23 protein-coding genes and 1 pseudogene are annotated in these 21698 nt (G+C 59.8%); 16 read left to right on the top strand and 8 right to left on the bottom strand.

What is annotated here, in order from left to right:
• Window positions 1-91 precede the first annotated feature (91 nt).
• Window positions 92-436: pseudogene (gene rpoE, locus BUE09_RS13510) on the bottom strand (RNA polymerase sigma factor RpoE/AlgU); the annotation flags it as partial.
• Window positions 437-790: 354 nt separating this feature from the next.
• Here rpoE and nadB point away from each other — a divergent pair.
• Window positions 791-2404, top strand: coding sequence for an L-aspartate oxidase (nadB, locus tag BUE09_RS13505; protein ID WP_073301428.1), 1614 nt, complete (start codon window positions 791-793; stop codon window positions 2402-2404).
• Here the strand turns inward: nadB and BUE09_RS13500 are convergent.
• Window positions 2373-2828 carry a protein YgfX gene (locus tag BUE09_RS13500; protein ID WP_073301427.1) on the bottom strand — a complete coding sequence of 152 codons (456 nt, stop codon included), beginning with the start codon at window positions 2826-2828 and terminating at the stop codon, window positions 2373-2375. The two genes, nadB and BUE09_RS13500, sit on opposite strands and share 32 nt — an antisense overlap.
• Window positions 2812-3066: an FAD assembly factor SdhE gene (locus tag BUE09_RS13495; protein WP_073301426.1), complete on the bottom strand. Its 255-nt coding sequence runs from the start codon at window positions 3064-3066 to the stop codon at window positions 2812-2814. Before BUE09_RS13495 ends, BUE09_RS13500 begins: the two co-directional genes overlap by 17 nt.
• Window positions 3067-3218: 152 nt before the next feature.
• Between BUE09_RS13495 and ygfZ the strand changes: the two genes are divergently transcribed.
• The 3 genes from ygfZ to BUE09_RS13480 all read left to right on the top strand — a co-directional run bounded on the left by ygfZ (window position 3219) and on the right by BUE09_RS13480 (window position 5769).
• Window positions 3219-4166, top strand: coding sequence for a CAF17-like 4Fe-4S cluster assembly/insertion protein YgfZ (gene ygfZ / locus BUE09_RS13490; protein WP_073301456.1), 948 nt, complete (start codon window positions 3219-3221; stop codon window positions 4164-4166).
• Between the two features lie 45 nt (window positions 4167-4211).
• Window positions 4212-5048, top strand: a complete 837-nt coding sequence (locus tag BUE09_RS13485; RefSeq protein ID WP_073301425.1) for an HDOD domain-containing protein — start codon at window positions 4212-4214, stop codon at window positions 5046-5048.
• Window positions 5049-5250: 202 nt separating this feature from the next.
• Window positions 5251-5769, top strand: coding sequence for a DUF4142 domain-containing protein (locus BUE09_RS13480; protein WP_073301424.1), 519 nt, complete (start codon window positions 5251-5253; stop codon window positions 5767-5769).
• A 36-nt stretch (window positions 5770-5805) separates the two neighbouring features.
• Here the strand turns inward: BUE09_RS13480 and ung are convergent, their stop codons facing one another.
• Window positions 5806-6501 (bottom strand): uracil-DNA glycosylase, encoded by a 696-nt coding sequence (gene ung / locus BUE09_RS13475; RefSeq protein ID WP_073301423.1) that lies wholly within the window; start codon window positions 6499-6501, stop codon window positions 5806-5808.
• 224 nt (window positions 6502-6725) lie between these two features.
• Between ung and BUE09_RS13470 the strand changes: the two genes are divergently transcribed.
• Entirely contained in the window at window positions 6726-7970 is a 1245-nt protein-coding gene (locus BUE09_RS13470; protein WP_073301422.1) for an ABC transporter substrate-binding protein, read from the top strand.
• Window positions 7971-8227: 257 nt separating this feature from the next.
• Window positions 8228-9061, top strand: a complete 834-nt coding sequence (locus BUE09_RS13465; protein ID WP_256370970.1) for an enoyl-CoA hydratase — start codon at window positions 8228-8230, stop codon at window positions 9059-9061.
• Between the two features lie 66 nt (window positions 9062-9127).
• On the opposite strand, the gene BUE09_RS13460 is transcribed toward BUE09_RS13465, so the two are convergent.
• Complete coding sequence (locus BUE09_RS13460) at window positions 9128-9568, bottom strand: hypothetical protein (RefSeq protein WP_156889442.1); 441 nt, start codon at window positions 9566-9568, stop codon at window positions 9128-9130.
• A gap of 283 nt (window positions 9569-9851) precedes the next feature.
• On the opposite strand from BUE09_RS13460, the gene rsxA reads away from it, so the two are divergent.
• From rsxA to BUE09_RS13420, 8 genes are all read left to right on the top strand, one after another.
• Complete coding sequence (gene rsxA / locus BUE09_RS13455; RefSeq protein ID WP_019342223.1) at window positions 9852-10436, top strand: electron transport complex subunit RsxA; 585 nt, start codon at window positions 9852-9854, stop codon at window positions 10434-10436.
• Window positions 10433-11008, top strand: a complete 576-nt coding sequence (gene rsxB, locus BUE09_RS13450; protein ID WP_073301420.1) for an electron transport complex subunit RsxB — start codon at window positions 10433-10435, stop codon at window positions 11006-11008. Before rsxA ends, rsxB begins: the two co-directional genes overlap by 4 nt.
• Window positions 11005-13473: an electron transport complex subunit RsxC gene (rsxC, locus tag BUE09_RS13445; protein WP_073301419.1), complete on the top strand. Its 2469-nt coding sequence runs from the start codon at window positions 11005-11007 to the stop codon at window positions 13471-13473. The genes rsxB and rsxC overlap by 4 nt, the downstream gene beginning before the upstream one ends.
• An 89-nt stretch (window positions 13474-13562) precedes the next feature.
• Complete coding sequence (locus BUE09_RS13440; RefSeq protein WP_073301418.1) at window positions 13563-14591, top strand: RnfABCDGE type electron transport complex subunit D; 1029 nt, start codon at window positions 13563-13565, stop codon at window positions 14589-14591.
• 1 nt (window position 14592) lies between these two features.
• Window positions 14593-15363, top strand: coding sequence for an electron transport complex subunit RsxG (gene rsxG, locus BUE09_RS13435; protein WP_073301417.1), 771 nt, complete (start codon window positions 14593-14595; stop codon window positions 15361-15363).
• Complete coding sequence (locus BUE09_RS13430; RefSeq protein WP_073301416.1) at window positions 15360-16073, top strand: electron transport complex subunit E; 714 nt, start codon at window positions 15360-15362, stop codon at window positions 16071-16073. The genes rsxG and BUE09_RS13430 overlap by 4 nt, the downstream gene beginning before the upstream one ends.
• 19 nt (window positions 16074-16092) lie before the next feature.
• The gene (gene nth, locus BUE09_RS13425; protein ID WP_073301415.1) at window positions 16093-16731 is read left to right on the top strand and encodes an endonuclease III; all 639 of its coding nucleotides are present in this window, start codon (window positions 16093-16095) and stop codon (window positions 16729-16731) included.
• Window positions 16732-16840: 109 nt separating this feature from the next.
• Window positions 16841-17020, top strand: a complete 180-nt coding sequence (locus BUE09_RS13420; protein WP_019342216.1) for a PA3496 family putative envelope integrity protein — start codon at window positions 16841-16843, stop codon at window positions 17018-17020.
• Between the two features lie 36 nt (window positions 17021-17056).
• On the opposite strand, the gene gloA is transcribed toward BUE09_RS13420, so the two are convergent.
• From gloA to BUE09_RS13405, 3 genes are all read right to left on the bottom strand, one after another.
• A complete protein-coding gene (gene gloA / locus BUE09_RS13415) occupies window positions 17057-17449 on the bottom strand; it encodes a lactoylglutathione lyase (RefSeq protein ID WP_073301414.1) in 393 nt (130 codons plus the stop codon).
• Window positions 17450-17532: 83 nt separating this feature from the next.
• Window positions 17533-18750 (bottom strand): argininosuccinate synthase, encoded by a 1218-nt coding sequence (locus BUE09_RS13410; RefSeq protein WP_073301413.1) that lies wholly within the window; start codon window positions 18748-18750, stop codon window positions 17533-17535.
• An 86-nt stretch (window positions 18751-18836) separates the two neighbouring features.
• Window positions 18837-19730 carry a flagellar protein MotY gene (locus BUE09_RS13405; protein ID WP_073301412.1) on the bottom strand — a complete coding sequence of 298 codons (894 nt, stop codon included), beginning with the start codon at window positions 19728-19730 and terminating at the stop codon, window positions 18837-18839.
• A 185-nt stretch (window positions 19731-19915) separates the two neighbouring features.
• Between BUE09_RS13405 and pyrC the strand changes: the two genes are divergently transcribed.
• Both pyrC and rnt read left to right on the top strand, forming a co-directional pair.
• Window positions 19916-20959, top strand: coding sequence for a dihydroorotase (gene pyrC, locus BUE09_RS13400; RefSeq protein ID WP_073301411.1), 1044 nt, complete (start codon window positions 19916-19918; stop codon window positions 20957-20959).
• Complete coding sequence (gene rnt, locus BUE09_RS13395) at window positions 20956-21630, top strand: ribonuclease T (protein ID WP_073301410.1); 675 nt, start codon at window positions 20956-20958, stop codon at window positions 21628-21630. The genes pyrC and rnt overlap by 4 nt, the downstream gene beginning before the upstream one ends.
• Window positions 21631-21698 lie beyond the last annotated feature (68 nt).

Here is a 21698-nt window from a genome sequence, read left to right as displayed (position 1 = left end):
CTCGGCGTCGGCGAAGGTCATTTGCTTCATCGGGAAACTCGGGCAACGGGATCGGCGTATTTCACCAGATTCGGGAAGTCTTTTTCAGACCATCCTTAAGGGCGTGATCTCCCTCATAGAATTCGGCATCCTCTGAGCTGACATCGCTGTCGGGTGGCCGTCTTCCTCGCGCCACCAGGTGATTCTTCGCTGTATTAATCGCGATGCGGTACAGCCATGTATAAAAAGCACTGTCTCCGCGAAAATTCGCTAGCGCTCGATAGGCCTTAATAAAGGCTTCTTGCGCAACATCCTGGGCTTCGTGAGAATCATGCACAAAGCGCACAATCAATCCGAGAATCTTGTGCTGGTATTTCAATACCAACAAATCGAAAGCCCGTTTGTCTCCCCGCTGCACTCGCTCGACCAGTTGCTGGTCCTGCTCCTGGGTTAGCATAAACACTCCTCCATGACCCGGTAGGGGTGCTGTGCTCGCCTACAAGCTGACCTGCCAGAATAGACCCGGGCTTTACACAAAAGTTCTCCCCCTCCAAGCAAGCATTCCTGCAACACACCTGACCACATTGGCGAGCTACGCCTCAAAACGAACCGTTCCGATGGCGCCACCCTGATATCCACAGCAAAACCTCGCCGCCCACCGCACGATGGCCAGCCGGGTTTCAACCACAACTTTCTATAGAGACTAGCCTGCAAGAAAAGTTCCAAAGCATCCAGCCAAGTCGAACAAGGCCCGCTATTTTGCAGGTGGACGCGGCTATATACTAGCGTTCGCCTCAATGTGAGATTCGAAATGAGCCGACATTATCAATACGACGTTCTTGTCATAGGCAGCGGGGCAGCCGGCCTGACCCTGGCGCTCAACCTGCCGTCCTCACTCCGGGTTGCAGTACTGAGCAAGGGCGATCTGGCTAATGGCTCCACGTATTGGGCTCAAGGCGGTGTGGCCGCAGTGCTGGACACTACCGACACAATTGAATCCCACGTTGCCGACACCCTCGTTGCCGGCGGCGGGCTGTGCAAGGAAGAAGCCGTACGTTTTACCGTCGAACACAGCCGCGAAGCCATCCAATGGCTGATCGAACAGGGCGTCCCTTTCACTCGGGATGACACCCAGCGCGAAGAGGACGGCTTCGAATATCACCTGACGCGCGAGGGTGGACATAGCCACAGGCGCATCATTCATGCCGCAGACGCAACCGGCGCCGCTATTTTCAATACCCTGCTCGCCCGCGCTCATGACCGGGAAAACATTGATCTACTGCAACAACGCGTTGCTGTAGACCTGATTACCGAACGCAAGTTGGGCTTGAGCGGCAAGCGTTGCCTTGGCGCTTACGTGCTGGATCGAACTAACGGAGAGGTGGATACCTTCCAGGCAAAATTCACCATACTGGCGACGGGTGGCGCCGCAAAGGTGTACCTGTATACCAGTAACCCCGACGGAGCGTGCGGCGACGGCATCGCCATGGCGTGGCGCGCCGGATGCAGAGTGGGCAATCTGGAGTTCAATCAGTTTCATCCAACCTGCCTGTACCACCCAAAAGCCAAAAGCTTTTTGATTACCGAGGCGTTGCGTGGCGAGGGCGCCCTGCTGAAGCTGCCCAACGGTGAACGCTTCATGCCACGCTTCGATTCGCGTGCGGAACTGGCGCCCCGTGACATCGTGGCCCGCGCGATCGATCATGAAATGAAGCGCCTCGGCATCGATTGCGTCTATCTGGATATCAGCGACAAACCGACGGAATTCATCAAAACACACTTTCCAACCGTGTATGAGCGCTGCTTGGAATTCGGCATCGACATTACTTGCGAGCCAATCCCGGTGGTGCCCGCAGCCCACTATACCTGCGGCGGCGTACTGGTCGACCAGGCAGGCAGAACCGACATACCAGGGCTCTATGCAATCGGCGAAACCAGCTTTACCGGCTTGCACGGCGCCAACCGCATGGCCAGCAATTCGCTGCTGGAATGTTTCGTCTATGCGCGCGCCGCTGCGCAGGACATGCTTCGCGAGTTGCCCGGCGTCACCACCCCAAACGCCCTGCCCACGTGGGACGCCACTCAGGTAACCGATTCGGACGAAGACGTCATCATCGCGCACAATTGGGACGAACTGCGGCGGTTCATGTGGGACTACGTAGGCATCGTTCGCACTACCAAGCGACTCATGCGCGCGCAGCATCGGGTTCGCTTGCTGCTTGGCGAAATCGATGAGTTCTATAGCAATTACAAAGTTTCACGGGACCTGATCGAACTGAGGAATCTTGCAACCGTTGCTGAGTTGATGATCGGTTCGGCGATGCAACGCAAGGAAAGCCGCGGTCTGCATTTCACGCTGGACTATCCTGAACAGCTGCCCGAAGCCAGAGACACTATCCTGGCGCCGCCCACCTACGACGGCTGAACTTCAACCTGAGCCGCAAACGCCGGTGTTGCTCCGGCGCCATTGCACCGTGCGGAATGCAGAGCCCCTGAGCAAACCAGTCACCCGGCCGCTTGAATCGCAATACCACGACCAGCGGTAGCGCAATGCTGTCAGGTAGTAACTGCACGGGCTGCCAGCCACCCGCCCGACTCCATAGCGACCAACCGTGCTGATCATGACGCAGACCAAGCCATGAACAACCACGACAAAGCAGGACGCGCGACGGTATCGTCCAGGCAGCGTGGAGCACGCACAGCAACAACCCGAACACCAGTAGCCACAAGGGTAACGGCAACAACGACAGCGTGATCACTGCCAGCAGCAGTGTCAGCAGATACAGAGCCAACAGCGGGCCAGAAGCCCGCCAGCGGCATTCGAATGCCTGGCTACTCTGGCTGGACACGATCAAGAATCATACGAACCATGAGGCGCAGATCTTCGTCCTCAGGCACGGCGCGCTCCATGAACCAGCCAAACATGTCCTGGTCTTCAGAGCTCAGCAACTTGCGGTAGCGACGTTGATTCTCTTCGTCGAGCTGCGGATAGACCTCCTTGACGAAAGGCACCAGCAGTACATCCAGCTCGAGCATGCCGCGACGGCTCTGCCAGAACAGACGATTGAGTTCGGATTGTTCGACCATGCAAATGCTCCTGAGTTGAGCTGGGCATTATAGCGACTGCCGTGAACGGGCGGCACAAGCATTAGCAGGCTCACGGAGTGGCAGCTTGCGCACACTGTATTTCGCCCATGGCCTGCTATGATGCCGATCCGGATTTTCCACGGCGACTCGTCATGACTGACACTGCTTTCTTTTGCGTTTTGTCGCACGAAGGCGTCCTGGCCGTACGCGGCGCGGATGCGAGCAAGTTTCTGCAGGGCCAACTGACCTGCAACCTCAATTACCTTGATGACCAGCATTCGAGCCTCGGTGCGCGCTGCACACCCAAGGGACGAATGCAGTCCAGCTTCCGCATCCTGCCGGAAGGCGACGGCTATCTGCTGGCGATGGATCGCGAATTGGTCCAGCCACAACTCGCCGACCTGACCAAGTTCGCTGCGTTCTCAAAGTCCAAACTGCATGACGAGAGTGGACAATGGGTTCGATTCGGGCTCAGCGGAGGTGACGGTGCTCTTGTCAGCCTTGGCCTGGATCTTCCTCAGACGGCCGACGCCGTGGCCGCCGCGCACGGACTGATCGCCGTGCGCCTTAGCGATGGCCGCGCCGAGCTCTGGAGCCGCTCGAAGGACGCCGAGACCACCCAGCTTCGATTGACGGCCCAGCTCCCCGAGGCGTCAACTGATCGCTGGCTGCTGGCACAGATTCGCGCCGGCATTGGCCAGGTGGTAGCCGCAACCCGCGAGCTGTTCATCCCGCAGATGATCAACCTGCAAGCGCTGGGCGGCGTCAGCTTCAAAAAGGGCTGTTACACCGGCCAGGAAATTGTCGCGCGTATGCAATACCTGGGTAAGTTGAAGCGCCGCCTGCATCGCCTTGCTGCGCAGAACATCGATACACCGGTACCGGCCGCCGGGCTTGAAATCTACTCCCCCGTGCATGGCTCAAGCGTCGGCGAAGTCGTCATGGCAGCAGGCGCCGAGGGCGCTCTGGAGCTGTTGGCCGTACTGCAGGAAGATGCGGCGGCTGATGGTCGACTGTTCCTCGGCTCCCCCGACGGCCCTCCGCTGACTCTGCTCCCGTTGCCCTACACCCTAGACGCGGACCGCGAGATCCAGCGCTAGCCATTGCCAGCCACACTCCACGCCGAATTATAAGTAAGGAAAGACATGAGCACTCTTGCCGACAAGGTCCAGCAGGCACTCACACAGGCAATCGAAAATGACGAACTGGTCCTGCCGACGCTTCCGGAAGTCGCGCTGCGGGTGCGAGAAGCCGCAGAGGATCCGGACGTAAGTATTCCGACGCTGGCCAAGGTGATCGGCAATGATACCGCCCTCACGGCACGCATCATCAAGGTGGTCAACAGCCCGCTGCTGCGTACCAACAGGGAAATAAACGACCTGCAGATGGCAATCAGCCGCCTGGGCATCAACTACACGTCAAACCTGGCGACCGGCCTGGCCATGGAACAGATGTTCCAAGCGACTACCGACGTGGTGGATCGCAAGATGCGTGAGGTCTGGAACAAGAGCACCGAGATTGCCGCTATCAGTCATGTGCTTTGCCGCAACTTCACGCGCCTGCCGGCGGACCAAGCGACGCTCGCGGGTCTGGTTCATCAGATCGGAGTCCTGCCGATTCTGACCTACGCGGAAGAGCACAGCGCGCTGCTCAGCGATTCGATCAGCCTCAACCACGTCATTGATCGCATCCATCCGATTATCGGGGAAAAGATCCTTCGTGCCTGGGAGTTTCCCGATCCGATCGCCACGGTCCCCGGCCAGTACCTTGATTTTTCCCGTGTATCAGCAAAGGTGGATTACGTCGACATCGTTCAGGTGGCGACGTTGCAGAGCTATATCGGCACGTCGCACCCCTATACCCAACTCGACTGGAATCGGATTCCGGCATTCGCCCAACTCGGCCTTGATCCCCGCACCTTGCTACAAGAAGACGAAGATCTATCCGCTGCGATGGACGCAGCAATGAGCATGCTTCAGTAAACGCCCGGGCGGGCGCCTCCCAGCGCCCCGCTCTATTCCGTAGCCTTCCAAATCTGGCTCTCGACCGACCGCTCGCCTGACGCAATGAACCGCTACCTCGGCCTCTAGTCACTAAATAGACGGCGCTCTTGCCGCATCTTGCCTCGCACCTCAGGGCTAACGCTCCGGTGCAACGAGCTTGTCAGGTTGAAGGAGACTAGCGATGAACCACACGACCAGGACGTTCTTTTCCGGCACCGCGGCGCTGCTGTTCAGCGTGGCCGCAAATTTTGCGCTCGCCGCAGAAGGCGAAAACTTCGTAGACGAAGCGTCGGCTAAAGGCATAGCGGAGATCGAAGCAGCCAAGCTGGCCATGAGCGAAAGCAATTCCCAAGATGTCAAAGCGTTTGCCCAGAAAATGATCGACGATCACACCAAGGCAAACCAGAAGCTCGCCGAGCTGGCCCGCCAGCATGACGACCTAGAGATGTCCGACGATGCGACGTTGATGGATCAGGCTAAAGCCATGATCCTTGAACTGCGTGAGGGCGAAAATTTCGATGAGGCTTATGCGAACAATCAAGTCGTAGCCCACGAGCAGACCATTGAGCTTTTTCGCGAATACGCTAAAAACGGTGAAAACGCCGAGCTCAAAAAATACGCCGAATCGACTTTAAACACCCTAGAGCAGCATTTGAACGAGGCTCAGGAACTGGCGTCGAAGCACGGCAACCAGCAATAGTTCGAACCGGGTCTGGGCGCCGCCTGGCGGCTCGGTTTAAGCCGACTCCGGCAACTTCCAGTCGATCGGCTCCAGACCCCGCTGCTTCAGAAATTGATTGGCTCGGCTGAAGTGACCGTTGCCGATGAATCCGCGATGCGCAGAAAGGGGCGAAGGATGAACCGACTTCAGTAGCAGATGGCGGGTCGGATCAATCAGCTTCGCTTTGCTCTGGGCATGCGCGCCCCATAGCAGGAACACCACGTCCGAACGCCTTTCGCTTATCACCTCGATGATCCGATCGGTCAGGCGCTGCCAGCCCATCTTGGCGTGCGATCCGGCCATTCCCTGCTCTACCGTCAATGAGGTGTTGAGCATCAACACGCCTTGATCCGCCCAATGCTGCAGATAGCCGTGACTGGGTACGTCCAGATTCAGGTCGCGTTTGAGTTCTTTGAAGATGTTCTGCAGTGATGGCGGCGGCGCCACGCCTGGCTGCACCGAAAAACACAACCCGTGCGCCTGGCCGGCGCCGTGATAGGGGTCCTGCCCCAGAATCACGACTCGAACCTGCTCTAGCGGGGTTGAATCCAAGGCATGAAAAATCAAGGGCCCCGGCGGATAGATCACCTTTCCAGCCGCTTTCTCGCGTCGAAGAAATTCTCCCAGCTGTTTCATGTAAGGCCGCTCGAACTCTTCGTGCAGAGCTGCTTTCCAGCTGGTTTCGAGTTTGACGCGCTCACCTTGATTCATGACGTTGTCCTGGCTTGCCGAGGCGCCGAACCCTAAGGAAAGGATTCGACAGAGTCAATGCGCGACCCGAGCGCACCCACACCGACAATTACCTTCAGAAAATGTCGGCTACCTCACAGCCAAGCGAAAGACCGGCGCCTTACGACCAATGAGTGCGTGACGAATAGACGCAGCACACAGTAAAAATGCCTCTCGCCAATAAAAAATATAACAAGGAATCTGTAATGAAACGGGCTACGCTCCTTGCGCTCGGGCTGGGGTTCTGTCTGGCAGTTGAAGCTGCCGATCCGATTACCCTCGGCCTCAACTACCCTCGCACCGGCAGCTACAAAGAAGAAGGCCTATCGCAAATGCGCGGGGCATTGCTGGCAATCGATGAAATCAACGCCAGAGGTGGCGTGCTGGGTAGGCCGCTCCAGCTATCCAGCCGCAATTCCGCATCAAGACCGGCGAAAGCTGTAGCCAACGTGGACAAGCTGGCAGACGAGGGTGCTGTCATGCTGTTCGGCGGTGCGTCGAGCGCGGTCGCCATCGCCGCTGGCAAGCGCGCCAAGGAGCGTGGTCTGCTCTATTTCGGCACGCTGACCTATTCCAATGACACGACCGGAAAAGATGCGCATCGCTATATGTTTCGCGAATGCAACAACGCCTGGATGAGTGCACAGGTGCTGGGGCAGTATTTGAACAAGCATCTCCCCAACAAACGCTACTTTTACATCACCTCCGATTACACATGGGGCCATACCAGCGAAAGCTCGCTACGCCAGGCCACCGGCACCGAGAACAGCAGCCAGCACCCAGGCATCAAGACGGCGTTTCCCGGTGCCCGCCTCTCTGATTATCGCCAGGCCCTGACTCAGGTTGCCAGTAGCGATGCCGAGGTTTTGGTATTGGTCCTGTTCGGCGAAGACCTGGTGCGCGCCATGCGGATCGCCGACGAACTCGGCCTGAACAAGAGGATGCAGGTCGCAGTACCCAACCTGACGCTGAGCATGGTTGAAACAGCCGGTCCGGACATCATGCGCGGTGTTCTAGGTACCGAACCCTGGACTTGGCGCGTACCGGAACTGGAAGGCTCCGAGACCGGAAAGCAGTTCGTTCACAACTACGATGAGCGCTACCAGACCCACCCATCCAGTTCGGCCGCCTCGGCCTACAGCATCGTCTATCAGTGGGCCGATGCAGCGACTCGCGCCCACAGCCTCGACAGCGAGCGAGTCATCGCAGCGCTCGAAGGCCACCGTTACAGTTTGCTCAAGGGCGAACAGCAGTGGCGCTCATTCGATCACCAGAACGTGCAGACGGTATACGCGGTGAAGGTCAAGCCCCGGGAGCAGGTGCTCAAGGACCGCTTCAAGCAGGACTACTTCGAGATCGTCCACCGCCTCACCGGAGAGCAGGCGGCGCCTTCGCTCGCCGAATGGCAGACCGAGCGCCGCGCTGGCGGCCAGGCGCTCGCACTCCAGTAACCAACCAGACGCAAAAGGAGCGGCGCTGGTCGACCAGGCCGCTCCAAAGCCCATCGCACTGGTCTCTCGTGTTGCGCCGTCCAGCATTGCTCAACCTCTCCCACGCCCGCCTTTACCCCCGCCGCACAGCACCTCGCCAGATCGAAACGAATACAACTAGACTTGGGCCAAGCACCTTTGCCAACGTCTGACCTGTAACAGCTGGCCTGCTCAGGCATCTGATCCAGGCGAGTCGCAGGCATTCGATACCGATGAGGATGACCGTCACCATGAGCACCACTGCAGTCGAACCCTACAAGTCGGGTTTTTTTGATCTGACCCACAAGTTGACCGTGGAAAAGCATGGCCATACCGCGCTGATCACCATCAACCATCCTCCCGCCAACACCTGGGACCGCGAGTCCCTGATTGGTCTCAAGCAAGTCGTCGAGCACCTGAACCATGACGATGAAGTCTATGCACTGGTGATCACCGGCCAGGGTGAAAAATTCTTCAGCGCTGGCGCCGAGCTCAAACTCTTCGCTGATGGCGACCGCACCCGCGCGCGTGAAATGGCGAGGCGCTTCGGCGAAGCCTTTGAGGCCCTTCGCCAGTTTCGCGGGGTATCCATCGCCGCGATCAACGGCTTCGCGCTTGGCGGAGGCCTGGAATGCGCATTGGCATGCGACATCCGCATCGCTGAGCAACAGGCTCAGCTGGGGCTACCGGAAGCCTCGGTGGGCCTGCTGCCCTGCGCTGGCGGTACGCAGGCACTGGCCTGGCTGGTCGGTGAAGGCTGGGCGAAACGAATGATCCTCTGCGGTGAACGGGTCACCGCGGACACGGCTCTGCGTATCGGCCTGGTGGAGCAGGTAGTGGAACCGGGCGAGGCGCGTGGACACGCACTTCTGTTGGCTTCTCGCGTAGCGCGTCAAAGCCCAGTTGCTGTGCGTGCCATCAAACCCCTGATCGACTCGATGCATCGTCACGGCCCGGCGAATCTTGCCGCTGCCGAGCGTGAAGCCTTCGTCAATCTGTTCGAAGCGGACGACACCCTGGAAGGGGTCAATGCGTTTCTGGAAAAACGCGATCCTCGCTGGAGAAACCGCTGAGCCAGGAACATACGCTGCTAGCCAACGACAGCAGAGGCAAACAGGCAGCGATCGCCCGGCGCGACTTTACAGCGACCGCGCCGGGTGATCGCTGGGAAACGATGGTCCGAGTGTTTCAGCGACGATAGTGGTGACCGTCGAAATCGCGCCGGTGATGTATTCGATAATCGCGCCCATCACGAACCAGGGGTGGGCGGCGAAAATTTCTCGAATGATCACGTTCCCAGCGCGAAGGGCGATCAAAACTCGATCTACGTTCATCTTTCCACCGCTGCGGTTGGCGACCTTCACGCCGTCGCTCATAGTCCCAGCGATGCCGATCTGATCCGCGGTGCCGATCGTAATATTGCGGCGGAAGTTGTCCCTGATAACGGGGCGGCAGGTTCTGTGGATACTGCCTGTGTTGCGGGTACGGGCTGCGCGGATCGTACTGGTATGCGCGGCTTTCGACGCGATAACTGCCGCCATCTGGTTGATAGACCCACACCCCGCTTCGAGAGTCGGCACATACCTGGCTTCCGAACCCCAGTCCCAGCAGCAACACCGCTATTGGCATCTTCATTAAGCACCTCCACGAACCGCTCCACCTGAGGGTTGCGGCCTCCCCTGATCAGACCACAACAAATGGCTGACTGACTTTCAAAGTGACAGGTGGTGCATTTCGATATATGTCACGAACGAGAGGTGAGCCAAGGCCGTCATCACGCCGCGGCCTTGTACGGCCGCTGTCGCTTCCCGATAATAAGCGCCTTTTAGCCTCGGCTCATGCAGAGCGTCACAGGAATCCGCGATGACCGAACTCGCCCTGATCATGGTTAGCGCCATCCTGGTCAACAATTTCGTCCTGGTGCAATTTCTCGGTCTATGCCCGTTCATGGGTGTTTCGAAGAAAATCGAAACAGCCATTGGCCTTTCGCTGGCCACAACCTTTGTCCTGACACTGGCGGCGATGTGCAGTTACATCGTTCAGCAGTATGTCCTCAAACCGCTGGATCTGGAATTTCTTCGCACCATCAGTTTCATTCTGGTGATTGCGGTGGTGGTGCAGTTCACCGAGATGGTGGTGAATAAGACCAGCCCCCTGCTGTACCGCGTGCTGGGCATATTTTTGCCGCTGATCACGACCAACTGCATTGTGCTGGGCGTCGCGCTGCTGAATGCCAACAAATCCGAGTTCACCTTTCTGACCGCTACGGCAAACGGCTTTGCCGCTGGCCTGGGTTTTTCGCTGGTATTGGTATTGTTTGCGGCCATGCGTGAGCGTATCGCCATTGCCGACGTACCCCGGTCCTTCCAGGGCGCCGCCATCGGTATGGTCACGGCAGGGCTGATGTCGCTGGCGTTCATGGGCTTCAGTGGGTTGATCAAGCTATGAGCGTGGTGATGATCGCTGTGCTTGCGCTCCTCGGGCTGTGCCTGGTTTGCGGCGCCATTCTCGGCTTCGCCGCAGTGCGCTTCCGCGTCGAAGGCGACCCGATTGCCGAACAAATCAACGCATTGCTGCCGCAAACCCAATGCGGCCAGTGCGGCTATCCCGGTTGCAAGCCTTACGCCGAGGCCATCGCTGGCGGCGACAAGATCAACAAATGCCCACCAGGTGGCGAGTCGACCATCCAGGCATTGGCCGACCTGCTCGATGTCGAGCCTGAGCCGCTGGACGCCGTCGAGGGCGAGGTTCCGCCACGCGTCGCCTATGTGCGCGAAGCGGAATGCATCGGCTGCACCAAATGCATCCAGGCCTGCCCTGTGGACGCCATTGTCGGCGCCGCCAAGCAGATGCACACCGTCATCGTTTCCGAGTGCACCGGCTGCGACCTCTGCGTCGAGCCGTGCCCGGTGGACTGTATCGACATGATTGAACTCGGCAGCAATCTGCAGAGCTGGAAGTGGGACCAACCGCTGATGCCAGGCCAGTTGATCGCCAGCGACCGGGAGCAGGCCGCATGACCTCATTGAACGTCTGGGATATTCATGGCGGCATACACCCACCGGAGTGCAAGGAGCTTTCCAACCGCACGCCGATCCAGCGGCCGCCCCTCCCGGCTCGTCTGGTTGTTCCGCTGGTCCAACATCTCGGTGCGCCCGCTGAGCCTTGCGTTACGCTGGGTGAGCGTGTCCTCAAGGGACAGAAGATCGCCGAAGCCGCTGGCTTTGTCAGTGCGCCGGTCCATGCACCGACGTCCGGAACGGTCAGCTTCATCGGCCCCCAGCCCTACCCTCACGTGTCTGGGATGCTCAGCGCTGCGATCGTGATCGACAGCGATGGCCAGGACGAATGGATCGAACTGCAGCCGCAACCGCATTACCGAGCTGTGCAGCCCGATCAGCTGTTGGAACAGATCCGTCAGGCAGGCATCAGCGGGCTCGGGGGCGCTGGCTTCCCGACGGCCGTCAAGCTGAACGGCCCGCCCAGCCGGGAAATCCGTGCGCTGATCATCAACGGCACCGAATGTGAGCCCTATATCACGGCCGACGATAGGTTGATGCGCGAGAAGGCTAACGAGCTTGTCGCCGGAATCGAGATACTTGCTCACCTGATCCAACCGGAGCAGGTCCTGATCGGCATCGAGGACAACAAACCAGAGGCGATTGAAGCCGTCCGCACGGCCGTGGGCGACCGTAGATTCATGGTCAAGGTGTTTCCTACCAAGTACCCCTCGGGCGGCGAAAAGCAGCTGATACAGATTCTGACCGGCGAAGAGGTCCCCAGCGGCGGCCTGCCGGCCGACATCGGAATGCTGTGCCAGAACGTCGGTACATGCGTCGCCATTCATGACGCCGTACTGCTGGGCAAACCGCTAATCTCGCGTATTACAACATTGACCGGCGAAGCCTTGGCACGCCCCATGAACGTCGAGGCGTTGATCGGCACGCCAGTGGCTGACCTGCTGGCCTTCGCCGGTCTAGACGCTGCCCGGCTCAATCGGTTGATCATGGGCGGACCGATGATGGGCTATACCCTGCCGTCGATGGACGTGCCACTGATCAAGACCACCAACTGCCTGCTCGCCAGCACGCTTACAGAACTGCCTCCGCCACCACCAGCATTGCCATGCATTCGCTGCGGCGAGTGCGCAGAAGCGTGCCCGGCAAGCCTGCTACCGCAACAACTGCACTTCTTCGCGCTGGGCCAGGAGCACGAGCAGCTCAAGGCTTACAATCTATTCGACTGCATCGAGTGTGGCGCCTGCGCCTACGTCTGCCCGTCGAGTATTCCGCTGGTGCAGTACTACCGCGCCGCAAAAGGCGAAATCCGCGAACTGGAGCAGAAGCAACAGAAAGCCGAACACTCCAAGCAGCGCTTCGAGCTGCGCCAGGAGCGCTTGCGCCGTGCCGAAGAGCAGAAAGAGGCGGACCGCAAGGCCCGCGCCGAACGCGCCGCAAAGGCCAAGGCAGCACAGGCCGAGGCCAGCTCCATACCGAATCAGGATGACCCCGTCGCGCGCGTCCAGGCGCAAAAGGCGGGCCTGTCCGAGCAGCAGAAGAAGCTCAAGATCGAAGCCAGCATGGCGCAGGTCGCGCTGAAAAAAGCTGAAAAGCAGCTCGCTATCCACGCAACGCCCGAACTGGAAGCCCAGGTTGCCGAATTGCGCACCGCGTCTGCCAGCGCGCAGAAAGCACTGGACGAAGCCGCTGGCCCTGCTGAGGCATCCCCCGCAGCACCGCCGGCCAACGATGAGGCTGCCAAAAAAGCCAAAATCGAAGCCGCGATGCTGCGTGCTCAGGTTCGCAAGCTGGAGAAGCTCGACGCCCGCGATGCCGACCAGGACGCCGAGTTGAGCCGCCTCCTGGCCCAGCTGACCGAAGCGGAGAAAACACTGGCTACGCTGCAGGACACTACCCCTGCGACGCCAGCCAACCCCGCCAATGACGACGCAGCAAAGAAAGCCAAGATCGAAGCCGCAATGCTGCGCGCTCAAGTGCGCAAGCTGGAGAAGCTCGAAACCAGAGACGTTGACCAGGAAGCCGAGTTGAGCCGCTTGCGGTCGCAACTCTCCCAGGCTGAACTCGCGCGAGCAACGCCGAGGGAAAACAAACCTGCCGCCAAGACACAGGACGACGAGGCACTCAAGAAGGCCAAGATCGAACTGGCGATGAAACGCGCCGAGCTTAAGAAAGCCGAAAAAGCCGGTGCCGAAGAGGCACAGCTGAGCAAGCTGCGCGATGCTCTTGCGAGTGCCGAGCAGGCGCTTCATGACGCTGAGGCGCAATCCGGCAAGCCGGCGCCAGGCCTGGTGCGCACCGACAAGCAGCCCATAGATGAGCAGACCCGGACACTCAAGACCGAAGTTGCGTTTGCACGCGCCGATCTGCGCAAGCTGGAGCGTGACGACAACGGCGACCCAGCGGCCATCGAACGCGCCCAGGCACGTTTGAGCGATGCCGAGCGCAAACTTCAGGAACATACCTAATCGTCAAAAGCAGCGCCGTCGGCACTGCTACAGGGTTTGAGGTGACCGACAGGTCTCACCCTCCCTTCCAAGTATTCACCGGAGAGCCAATGGCCCTGCCCCGCATCACCTCACCGCACACCAAGGGAAACAACCGCACCCAGCGAGTCATGTTGCTGGTGCTGGCGGCAACCTTGCCCGGCGTAATCGCCCTGACCTGGCTGTACGGCGCCGGCACTCTGATCAACCTGCTCTGGACCAGTGCTGTCGCCCTTGGTTGTGAGGCGCTGATCCTGAGGCTAAGGCAACGCCCGGTGCAGTTCTTCCTGCGCGACGGCAGTGCATTGGTCACGGCGGTCCTGCTAGCACTGGCGTTGCCACCCTATTCGCCCTGGTGGCTGACATTGATCGCAACTGGCAGCGCCATCGTGCTCGGCAAGCAGCTCTATGGAGGACTGGGGCAGAACCCCTTCAATCCCGCCATGATTGGCTACGTGGTGGTGCTCGTGTCCTTTCCGGTGGAAATGACCACCTGGCCTGTGCCCCACACGGTCGGCCTGAGTGCCGGACTGCAGCACATCCTTGGCATCGCCTCGCTACCCGATGGCTGGACACAGGCCACCGCGCTCGATGTTCTCAAGGTCAACAAGAGCCTGACCGTGGACGAGCTCTGGGCCAACCCAGCATTCGGTCACTTCGGCGGGATTGGTTCGGAGGTCGTGAACCTGGCGTTTCTGGCTGGCGGCCTGTTCCTCCTGCACAAGCGCCTGTTCAGCTGGCATGCGCCGGTTGGCATGCTTGCCGCGTTGGTCGTCATGAGTTTGTTGTTCTGGAACGGTTCAGGCTCTGATAGTCATGGTTCACCGCTGTTTCACCTGCTCAGCGGCGCCACCATGCTCGGTGCCTTCTTCATCGTTACGGACCCGGTGAGCAGCGCCACCAGCAACCAGGGCCGGCTTATTTTTGGTGTTGGCGTCGGCATTCTCGTCTATGTCATCCGTGCCTGGGGCGGCTATCCCGATGCTGTGGCATTCGCCGTGCTGCTGATGAACCTGTCAGCCCCTACCATCGACTATTACACCCGTCCGCGCACCTACGGCCATCGCAAGGCCGAGCGCGGCTTCAAGCTGGGCGAATGACATGATCATCCCTGAACTCAGCCGCTCGATGCTCAAGAACAGCCTGGTGCTCGGCCTGTTTGCGATTTTCACCGTTGGCGGCGTGACCCTGCTCCAGCAGTTCACGGCGGAACGGATTCAAGCCTCGGAGCGTGCCGCACAACTACGGGCCCTTAACGAAATCCTCCCGAAAGACAGCTATGACAATCAGCTGCTCGACAGCAGCGTTCTGGTGCAGGATCCGCTGCTCGGCACTCGCCAGCCCATGCCGGCCTATGTCGCGATGAAGAACAGCCAGCCAAGCGCGGTGATCTTGCAAGCCATTGCACCCGACGGATACAGCGGCGCGATCCAGCTGCTGGTAGGCGTGCAGGCAGACGGGCGAGTCGCCGGCGTGCGCGTGGTCGCACACCGGGAAACCCCCGGCCTGGGCGACAAGATCGAGCTGGCCAAGAGCTCCTGGATACGCAGCTTCGAAAACCGCTCGCTGAGCGATCCGGAGCCCTCCGGCTGGGCCGTCAAGAAGGATCGTGGCGAGTTCGACCAGTTTGCCGGAGCCACCATTACACCGCGTGCCGTAGTGGGCGCTGTGCATCGGGCTCTGCAGTACTTTGCAGCCCACAAGCAGGAGCTGCTCGCTGCCGATAGGGCGCCAATAGCAGCTGAAACTGCGCTGGAAAATGAGGTCGAGCCGGACGAGGTCACTACCCATTCGCGGGCCGGCGCCGCTACGACCCGCGACACGTTGCAGACCAACGATCCGCAAGCCGAGCAGAAAGGCCGAACCCAATGAGCAATCCAAGCTATCGCGAACTGAGCGTCAACGGCCTGTGGAAAAACAATCCGGCACTGGTCCAGCTACTCGGCCTGTGCCCACTGCTCGGCGTGAGTAACTCGGCGGTCAATGCGCTGGGACTCGGGCTCGCCACAGCCCTGGTGCTGATCTGCTCGAACGTCGGCGTGTCGCTGGTACGGGGCGTGGTCAATACTGCGGTGCGCCTGCCCGCGTTCGTGATGATCATCGCGGCGCTGACGACCTGTATCGAGCTGCTCATGCAGGCCTATACCTATGAGCTGTATCAGATACTCGGCATTTTCATCCCGCTGATCACGACAAACTGCGTCATCCTCGGCCGTGCCGACGGTTTTGCCGCCAAGCATAACCCGCTGATCGCGGGCTTTGACGGCTTGCTCATGGGGCTCGGGTTCGCCCTGGTCCTGGTGGTGCTGGGTGGCGTGCGCGAGCTGGTTGGCACCGGTGCGGTGTTCGCCAACATGCATCTGCTGTTCGGCCCGATTGCCAGCGACTGGCAGCTGACACTGTTCAGCGACTACAAGGGCTTCCTTTTGGCCATCCTGCCACCCGGCGCCTTCATCGTGCTCGGCCTGCTGATCGCCCTGAAGAACCGTATCGACGAGCACCTCGCTGAGCGCGCCAAGGCGACGCAGTCAGAGGCACCGGTGCAGAGCCGGCGCGTTCGTGTCACCGGGGTGATCGAATGATGCGGGATGGAGCGCGATAATGAACGCGGCCAAACGCCTGGAAATCTTCCGCCGGTTCCACGAGGACAACCCGGAGCCGAAGACCGAACTGGCCTACAGCACGCCGTTCGAGCTGTTGATAGCCGTGATTCTCTCGGCGCAGGCCACGGACGTCGGCGTCAACAAGGCAACGGCCAAGCTCTACCCGGTCGCCAATACGCCCGAAGCCATCTACGCGCTCGGCTATGACGGCCTATGCAGCTACATCAAGACCATTGGGCTTTACCCGAGCAAAGCCAAGAACGTTCTTGAGACCTGCCGCATGCTGATCGAACACCATCAAAGCCAGGTACCTGATAACCGCGAGGCCCTTGAGGCACTACCGGGCGTCGGCCGCAAAACGGCTAACGTGGTGCTCAATACCGCGTTTCGCCAGTTCACCATGGCGGTCGACACGCACATTTTTCGCGTCGCCAACCGCACCAACATTGCCCCTGGCAAGAACGTGCTTGAGGTCGAGCGCAAGCTGGTCAAATTCGTGCCGAAGGATTACCTCCTCGACGCGCATCACTGGTTGATCCTGCACGGGCGCTACGTCTGCAAGGCGCGGAGGCCGCAATGTGGCAGCTGCCGTATCGAAGATCTCTGCGAATACAAGCACAAGACCTCTGACGATTGAGCGGCCAAGCAGAAAGCCTATCGCTCGATTGAAAAAATCTTTTTTACGGCCGTCACATTTGCCGCTATAAGGTGCGCCATCAGCGCGCCTTAGCCGTGGAGTAAGACAAGTGTCCGAGAAAGAAGATATCCAGATTGAAGACGACTTCGTCGCCGAGGACGACGACGATACAACCGAGGCTCCGGCGGAGGTTGCGAAGACCAATCTGACCAAGCGTCGGATCATCGACAATCTGCTCGAGGAGCGCCGTTTGCAGAAGCAACTCAACGAGTTCGACTTCGACCTTTAAAAGAAAGCCCCGTGACCGGGGCTTTTTGCATACAGGTCAGTCGCCTCGCGAGGGCGACAGCAATTCGACCTTATAGCCATCCGGGTCTTCAATGAATGCCAGGATGCTGGTGCCATGTTTCATTGGCCCCGGCTCGCGAGTGATCTTGCCGCCACGACTGCGGATGTCGTCGCAGGCCTTGTACACATCCTCGACCTCGAGCGCGATATGACCGTAGCCGCTGCCCAGGTCGTACTGCTCGACGTCCCAGTTGTGGGTCAGCTCCAACACGCTGTTATGCGCTTCATCGCCATATCCAACAAACGCCAGGGTGAACTTGCCTTCCGGGTAGTCCTTGCGACGCAACAGCGTCATGCCCAGCACTTCGGTATAGAAGGCGATGGATCGCTCCATATCGCCGACTCGCAGCATGGTATGCAGCAGTCTCATGGGTATCTCTCCTGATCAGCGGTTCATAAAGCATAACCCCGGCTCGTGGCCGGGGTCATGGTCAGGCTGCGTAGCAGTTTCGATTAGAACTGCGTCCGGCCCTTGTTCGCGGCGATGCGCATACGTAGCGCATTGAGCTTGATGAAGCCACCCGCATCGGCCTGATCATAGGCGCCCGCATCATCTTCAAAGGTCGCAATGTTGGCGTCGAACAGCGAGTCGTCCGATTTACGGCCGGTGACGATGACGTTGCCCTTATAGAGCTTTAGACGTACAACACCGTTCACATTGACCTGCGAAGCGTCGATCATCTGCTGGAGCATGCTGCGCTCAGGGCTCCACCAGTAGCCGTTGTAGATCAGGCTGGCGTACTTGGGCATCAGCTCGTCTTTCAGGTGGGCCACTTCACGGTCTAGGGTGATCGACTCGATGGCGCGGTGGCCCTTGAGCATGATGGTGCCGCCCGGGGTCTCGTAGCAGCCGCGCGACTTCATGCCGACGTAGCGGTTCTCGACGATGTCCAAGCGGCCGATGCCGTTCTCGCCACCAACCTTGTTCAGATAGGCCAGCACTTCGGCCGGGGTCATGTCCTTGCCGTCGATGGCAACGATGTCGCCCTTGCGGTAGGTCAGCTCGATGTAGGTCGGCGTATCCGGCGCCGTCTCAGGCGAACGGGTCCAACGCCACATGTCTTCTTCGTGCTCGGTCCAGGTATCTTCCAGCACGCCGCCTTCATAGGAGATGTGCAGCAGGTTGGCGTCCATCGAGTACGGCGACTTCTTCTTGCCGTGACGCTCGATCGGGATCTCGTGGCTGGCGGCATAATCCATCAGCTTCTCGCGCGACAGCAAATCCCATTCGCGCCACGGCGCGATGACCTTGACGCCCGGCTTGAGCGCATAGGCGCCCAGTTCGAAACGCACCTGGTCGTTGCCCTTGCCGGTGGCGCCGTGGGAAATGGCATCGGCGCCGGTCTCGTTGGCAATCTCGATCAGACGCTTGGCGATCAGCGGACGGGCGATGGACGTACCCAACAGGTACTCGCCTTCGTAAACGGTGTTGGCGCGAAACATCGGGAAGACGAAATCGCGGACGAATTCTTCGCGCAAATCGTCGATGTAGATTTCCTTGACGCCCATGGCCTTGGCCTTGGCGCGGGCGGGCTCGACTTCCTCGCCCTGACCGAGGTCGGCGGTAAAGGTCACCACTTCGCAGTTATAGGTGTCTTGCAGCCATTTGAGGATCACCGAGGTGTCCAGGCCACCGGAATACGCCAGGACTACCTTCTTTACGTCGGCCATTGCCATCCACTCCCGGGATTGTAAGGAAAGCGGGGATTCTACTGGTCGCGACGTTTGTTTTACAGGGGCGTAAGCGCCGCTCGCCTTCAGGACGACGGTGTACCGCCCTCCGCTGCCGCGGTGGTCGTCGCCGGGCCGCGCTCCAGACGCAGCGTTACTCGCCGGTTCTTGGCCCGGTTAGCCTCGCTGTTGTTGGGAACGATGGGGTAGCGTTCACCGTGAAAGCGCAGCGTAATCTGTTCCTTAGGAACGCCATTGCCGATCAGATACGCTTCGACCGCCAGCGCCCGGCGACGGGACAGGTCGCGATTGGTCAGCCGGTTTCCGCTGTTATCGGAGTGGCCATCGAGCTGAACGCGGTTAACGCTGGGATCTGCCTTGAGAAACTGCAGAATGATATCGAGCTTGGCCTGGCCCAATGCGTCGAGCGCGACGTCACCGGCGGGGAATCCAACCTGCGACGTGCGAATCTGCTCGAAGTTGACCGGCAACAAATTGGCCGAACAGCTGCGAAAGTCCTCGTAGGCTTTGCCGAAGCGCACTGGCAACAGCCGCACTTCCAGCGTATCACCGCCAAGCCGGGTCCGGTGACGCACCACCGGGCTGCGGCCTTCGAGAAGACCACTCAACAGGCGACCGGCTTGCAGGTAGGTGCTGTTGAACGGAATATCGCCGCCTGCCACGGAAACCAAGCCGAGATTGATATCGCCACGGCTCGGCTGCCAGGGTGCGGCGGCTGCAAGCAGCGTGGCGGAACCATTGCCCAGCCAGCGATCCGGCGACTGCAAGCGAAAAGTAGGCTCCTCGCCCGCTCGTCGCACGAACTCACCCGCTCCAAAGCCTGCGACCGGCTGCGTTAATCGGCATTCGAACTGATCACCTTCGACCTGCCACTGCGCACGCTCCAGACGAGTCTGGAACGTAAGGGCATTGGCTGGGGAAGCCAACAGACAGGCAATCACTAGAAGGCGCAAGCGCACGTAGGTGCTCCACGGTGAACGACATTCAACCGGGGTATCGGTACCTGCCCTTAAAACTTGAACCCGCCGCGGCCCACGTCGCGCCATCGCTTGATCATCTGTTTCGCCGCAACGTCCCGCCTGCGGCGATTTTTTTCCGCGTTTCCGGTAGCATTCCCGCACGTTTTACCCGCCTGGAACCCTGCATGTCCGACCGACTGACATTACTGCGCCCCGACGATTGGCATATTCATCTGCGCGACGGCGCAGCGCTGCCGCACACCGTGGCGGACGCCGCACGCCAGTTCGCACGAGCGATCATCATGCCGAACCTTGTACCACCGGTTCGCAATGCAGCAGAGGCGGACAGCTATCGCCAACGCATTCTTGCAGCCCGCCCGGCTGGCAGCGCCTTTGAGCCACTGATGGTGCTCTACCTCACTGACGGCACGCAGCCCGAAGATGTGCGCACCGCCAAAGCCAGTGGCTACGTGTTCGCTGCCAAGCTCTATCCGGCCGGGGCCACGACCAATTCGGCATCCGGCGTCACCCGAATCGACAACATCTTCGCGGTGCTCGAGACCATGGCCGAGGTTGGCTTACCATTATTGGTCCATGGCGAAGTGACGCGTTCGGAAATTGATATCTTCGATCGCGAAAAATACTTCATCGATGAGCAGCTCAGCCGCGTCACCGAGCGCTTCCCCAGTCTCAAGGTGGTGTTCGAGCACATCACGACGCGCGACGCCGTGCAGTTCGTCGAGGCTGCCAGCAGCAATGTCGGGGCAACCATCACGGCTCACCACTTGCTCTATAACCGCAACCACATGCTGGTCGGCGGCATCCGCCCTCACTTTTTCTGCTTGCCCATTCTCAAGCGCAACGTTCACCAGGAAGCGCTGCTCGATGCGGCTACCAGCGGCAATCCGAAGTTCTTTCTCGGCACCGACTCGGCGCCGCATGCCCAGCATGCCAAGGAAAACGCCTGCGGTTGCGCCGGTTGCTACACAGCGTTCGCTGCGATCGAGCTGTATGCCGAGGCCTTTGAGCAGCGCGGCGCACTGAATCGTCTGGAAGCCTTTGCCAGCCACTTCGGCGCCGATTTCTATGGCCTGCCGCGCAACACCGATACCATCACCCTTATCCGCGAGTCTTGGAGCGTGCCGGCCAACCTGCCGTTCGGCGAGCACAACGTCGTGCCCTTGCGTGCAGGCGAAACCCTGCATTGGCGGCTGGAGGCGGGCGCATGAGCGACGATCAGTTTGATGACGAGTTGGAAGGCAACCAACCTGGCAAGCCGCGCTCGCCGATGGCGAGACGCTTTCGCGGCTTCCTCCCAGTCGTTGTTGACGTGGAGTGCGGTGGATTCAACTGCGCCACAGACGCGCTGCTGGAAATCGCCGCCGTAACCATCGGCATAGATGAGCAAGGTCTGCTTTACCCGCAGGACACCCTCTTCTTCCGTGTCGAGCCTTTCGCCGGCGCCAATATCGAGGCTGCCGCGCTGGAGTTCACCGGCATCAAGCTCGACCACCCACTGCGCATGGCGGTCCCCGAATCGCAGGCGATGAACGAGATCATCCGCAGCGTGCGCAAAGCGGTGAAGTCAGCCGGCTGCAAACGCGCCATTCTGGTCGGTCACAACAGCAGCTTCGATCTCGGTTTTCTAAACGCGGCGATCGCCCGTTGCGACATCAAGCGTAATCCGTTTCACCCGTTCTCCAGCTTCGACACCGCAACGCTGGCCGGCCTCGCCTACGGCCAGACCGTTCTCGCAAAGGCTTGCCAGGCAGCCGGCATCGACTTCGATGGACGCGAAGCACACTCTGCGCGCTATGACACAGAAAAGACTGCCGAGCTGTTCTGCGGCATCGTCAATCGCTGGAGGGAAATGGGCGGCTGGGAAGAGTTCGACGAGTAATCTCGGCATCGTCCCCCTTTAACGAAAAAAGGCCAGTCTTACGACAGGCCTTTTTTCGTTACTGCTAG

It is taken from the genome of Stutzerimonas xanthomarina DSM 18231 (assembly GCF_900129835.1).
Lineage (GTDB): Bacteria > Pseudomonadota > Gammaproteobacteria > Pseudomonadales > Pseudomonadaceae > Stutzerimonas > Stutzerimonas xanthomarina.
Note: the sequence above shows the minus strand (reverse complement) of the source record. Positions and strands in the feature narration are given on the sequence as shown.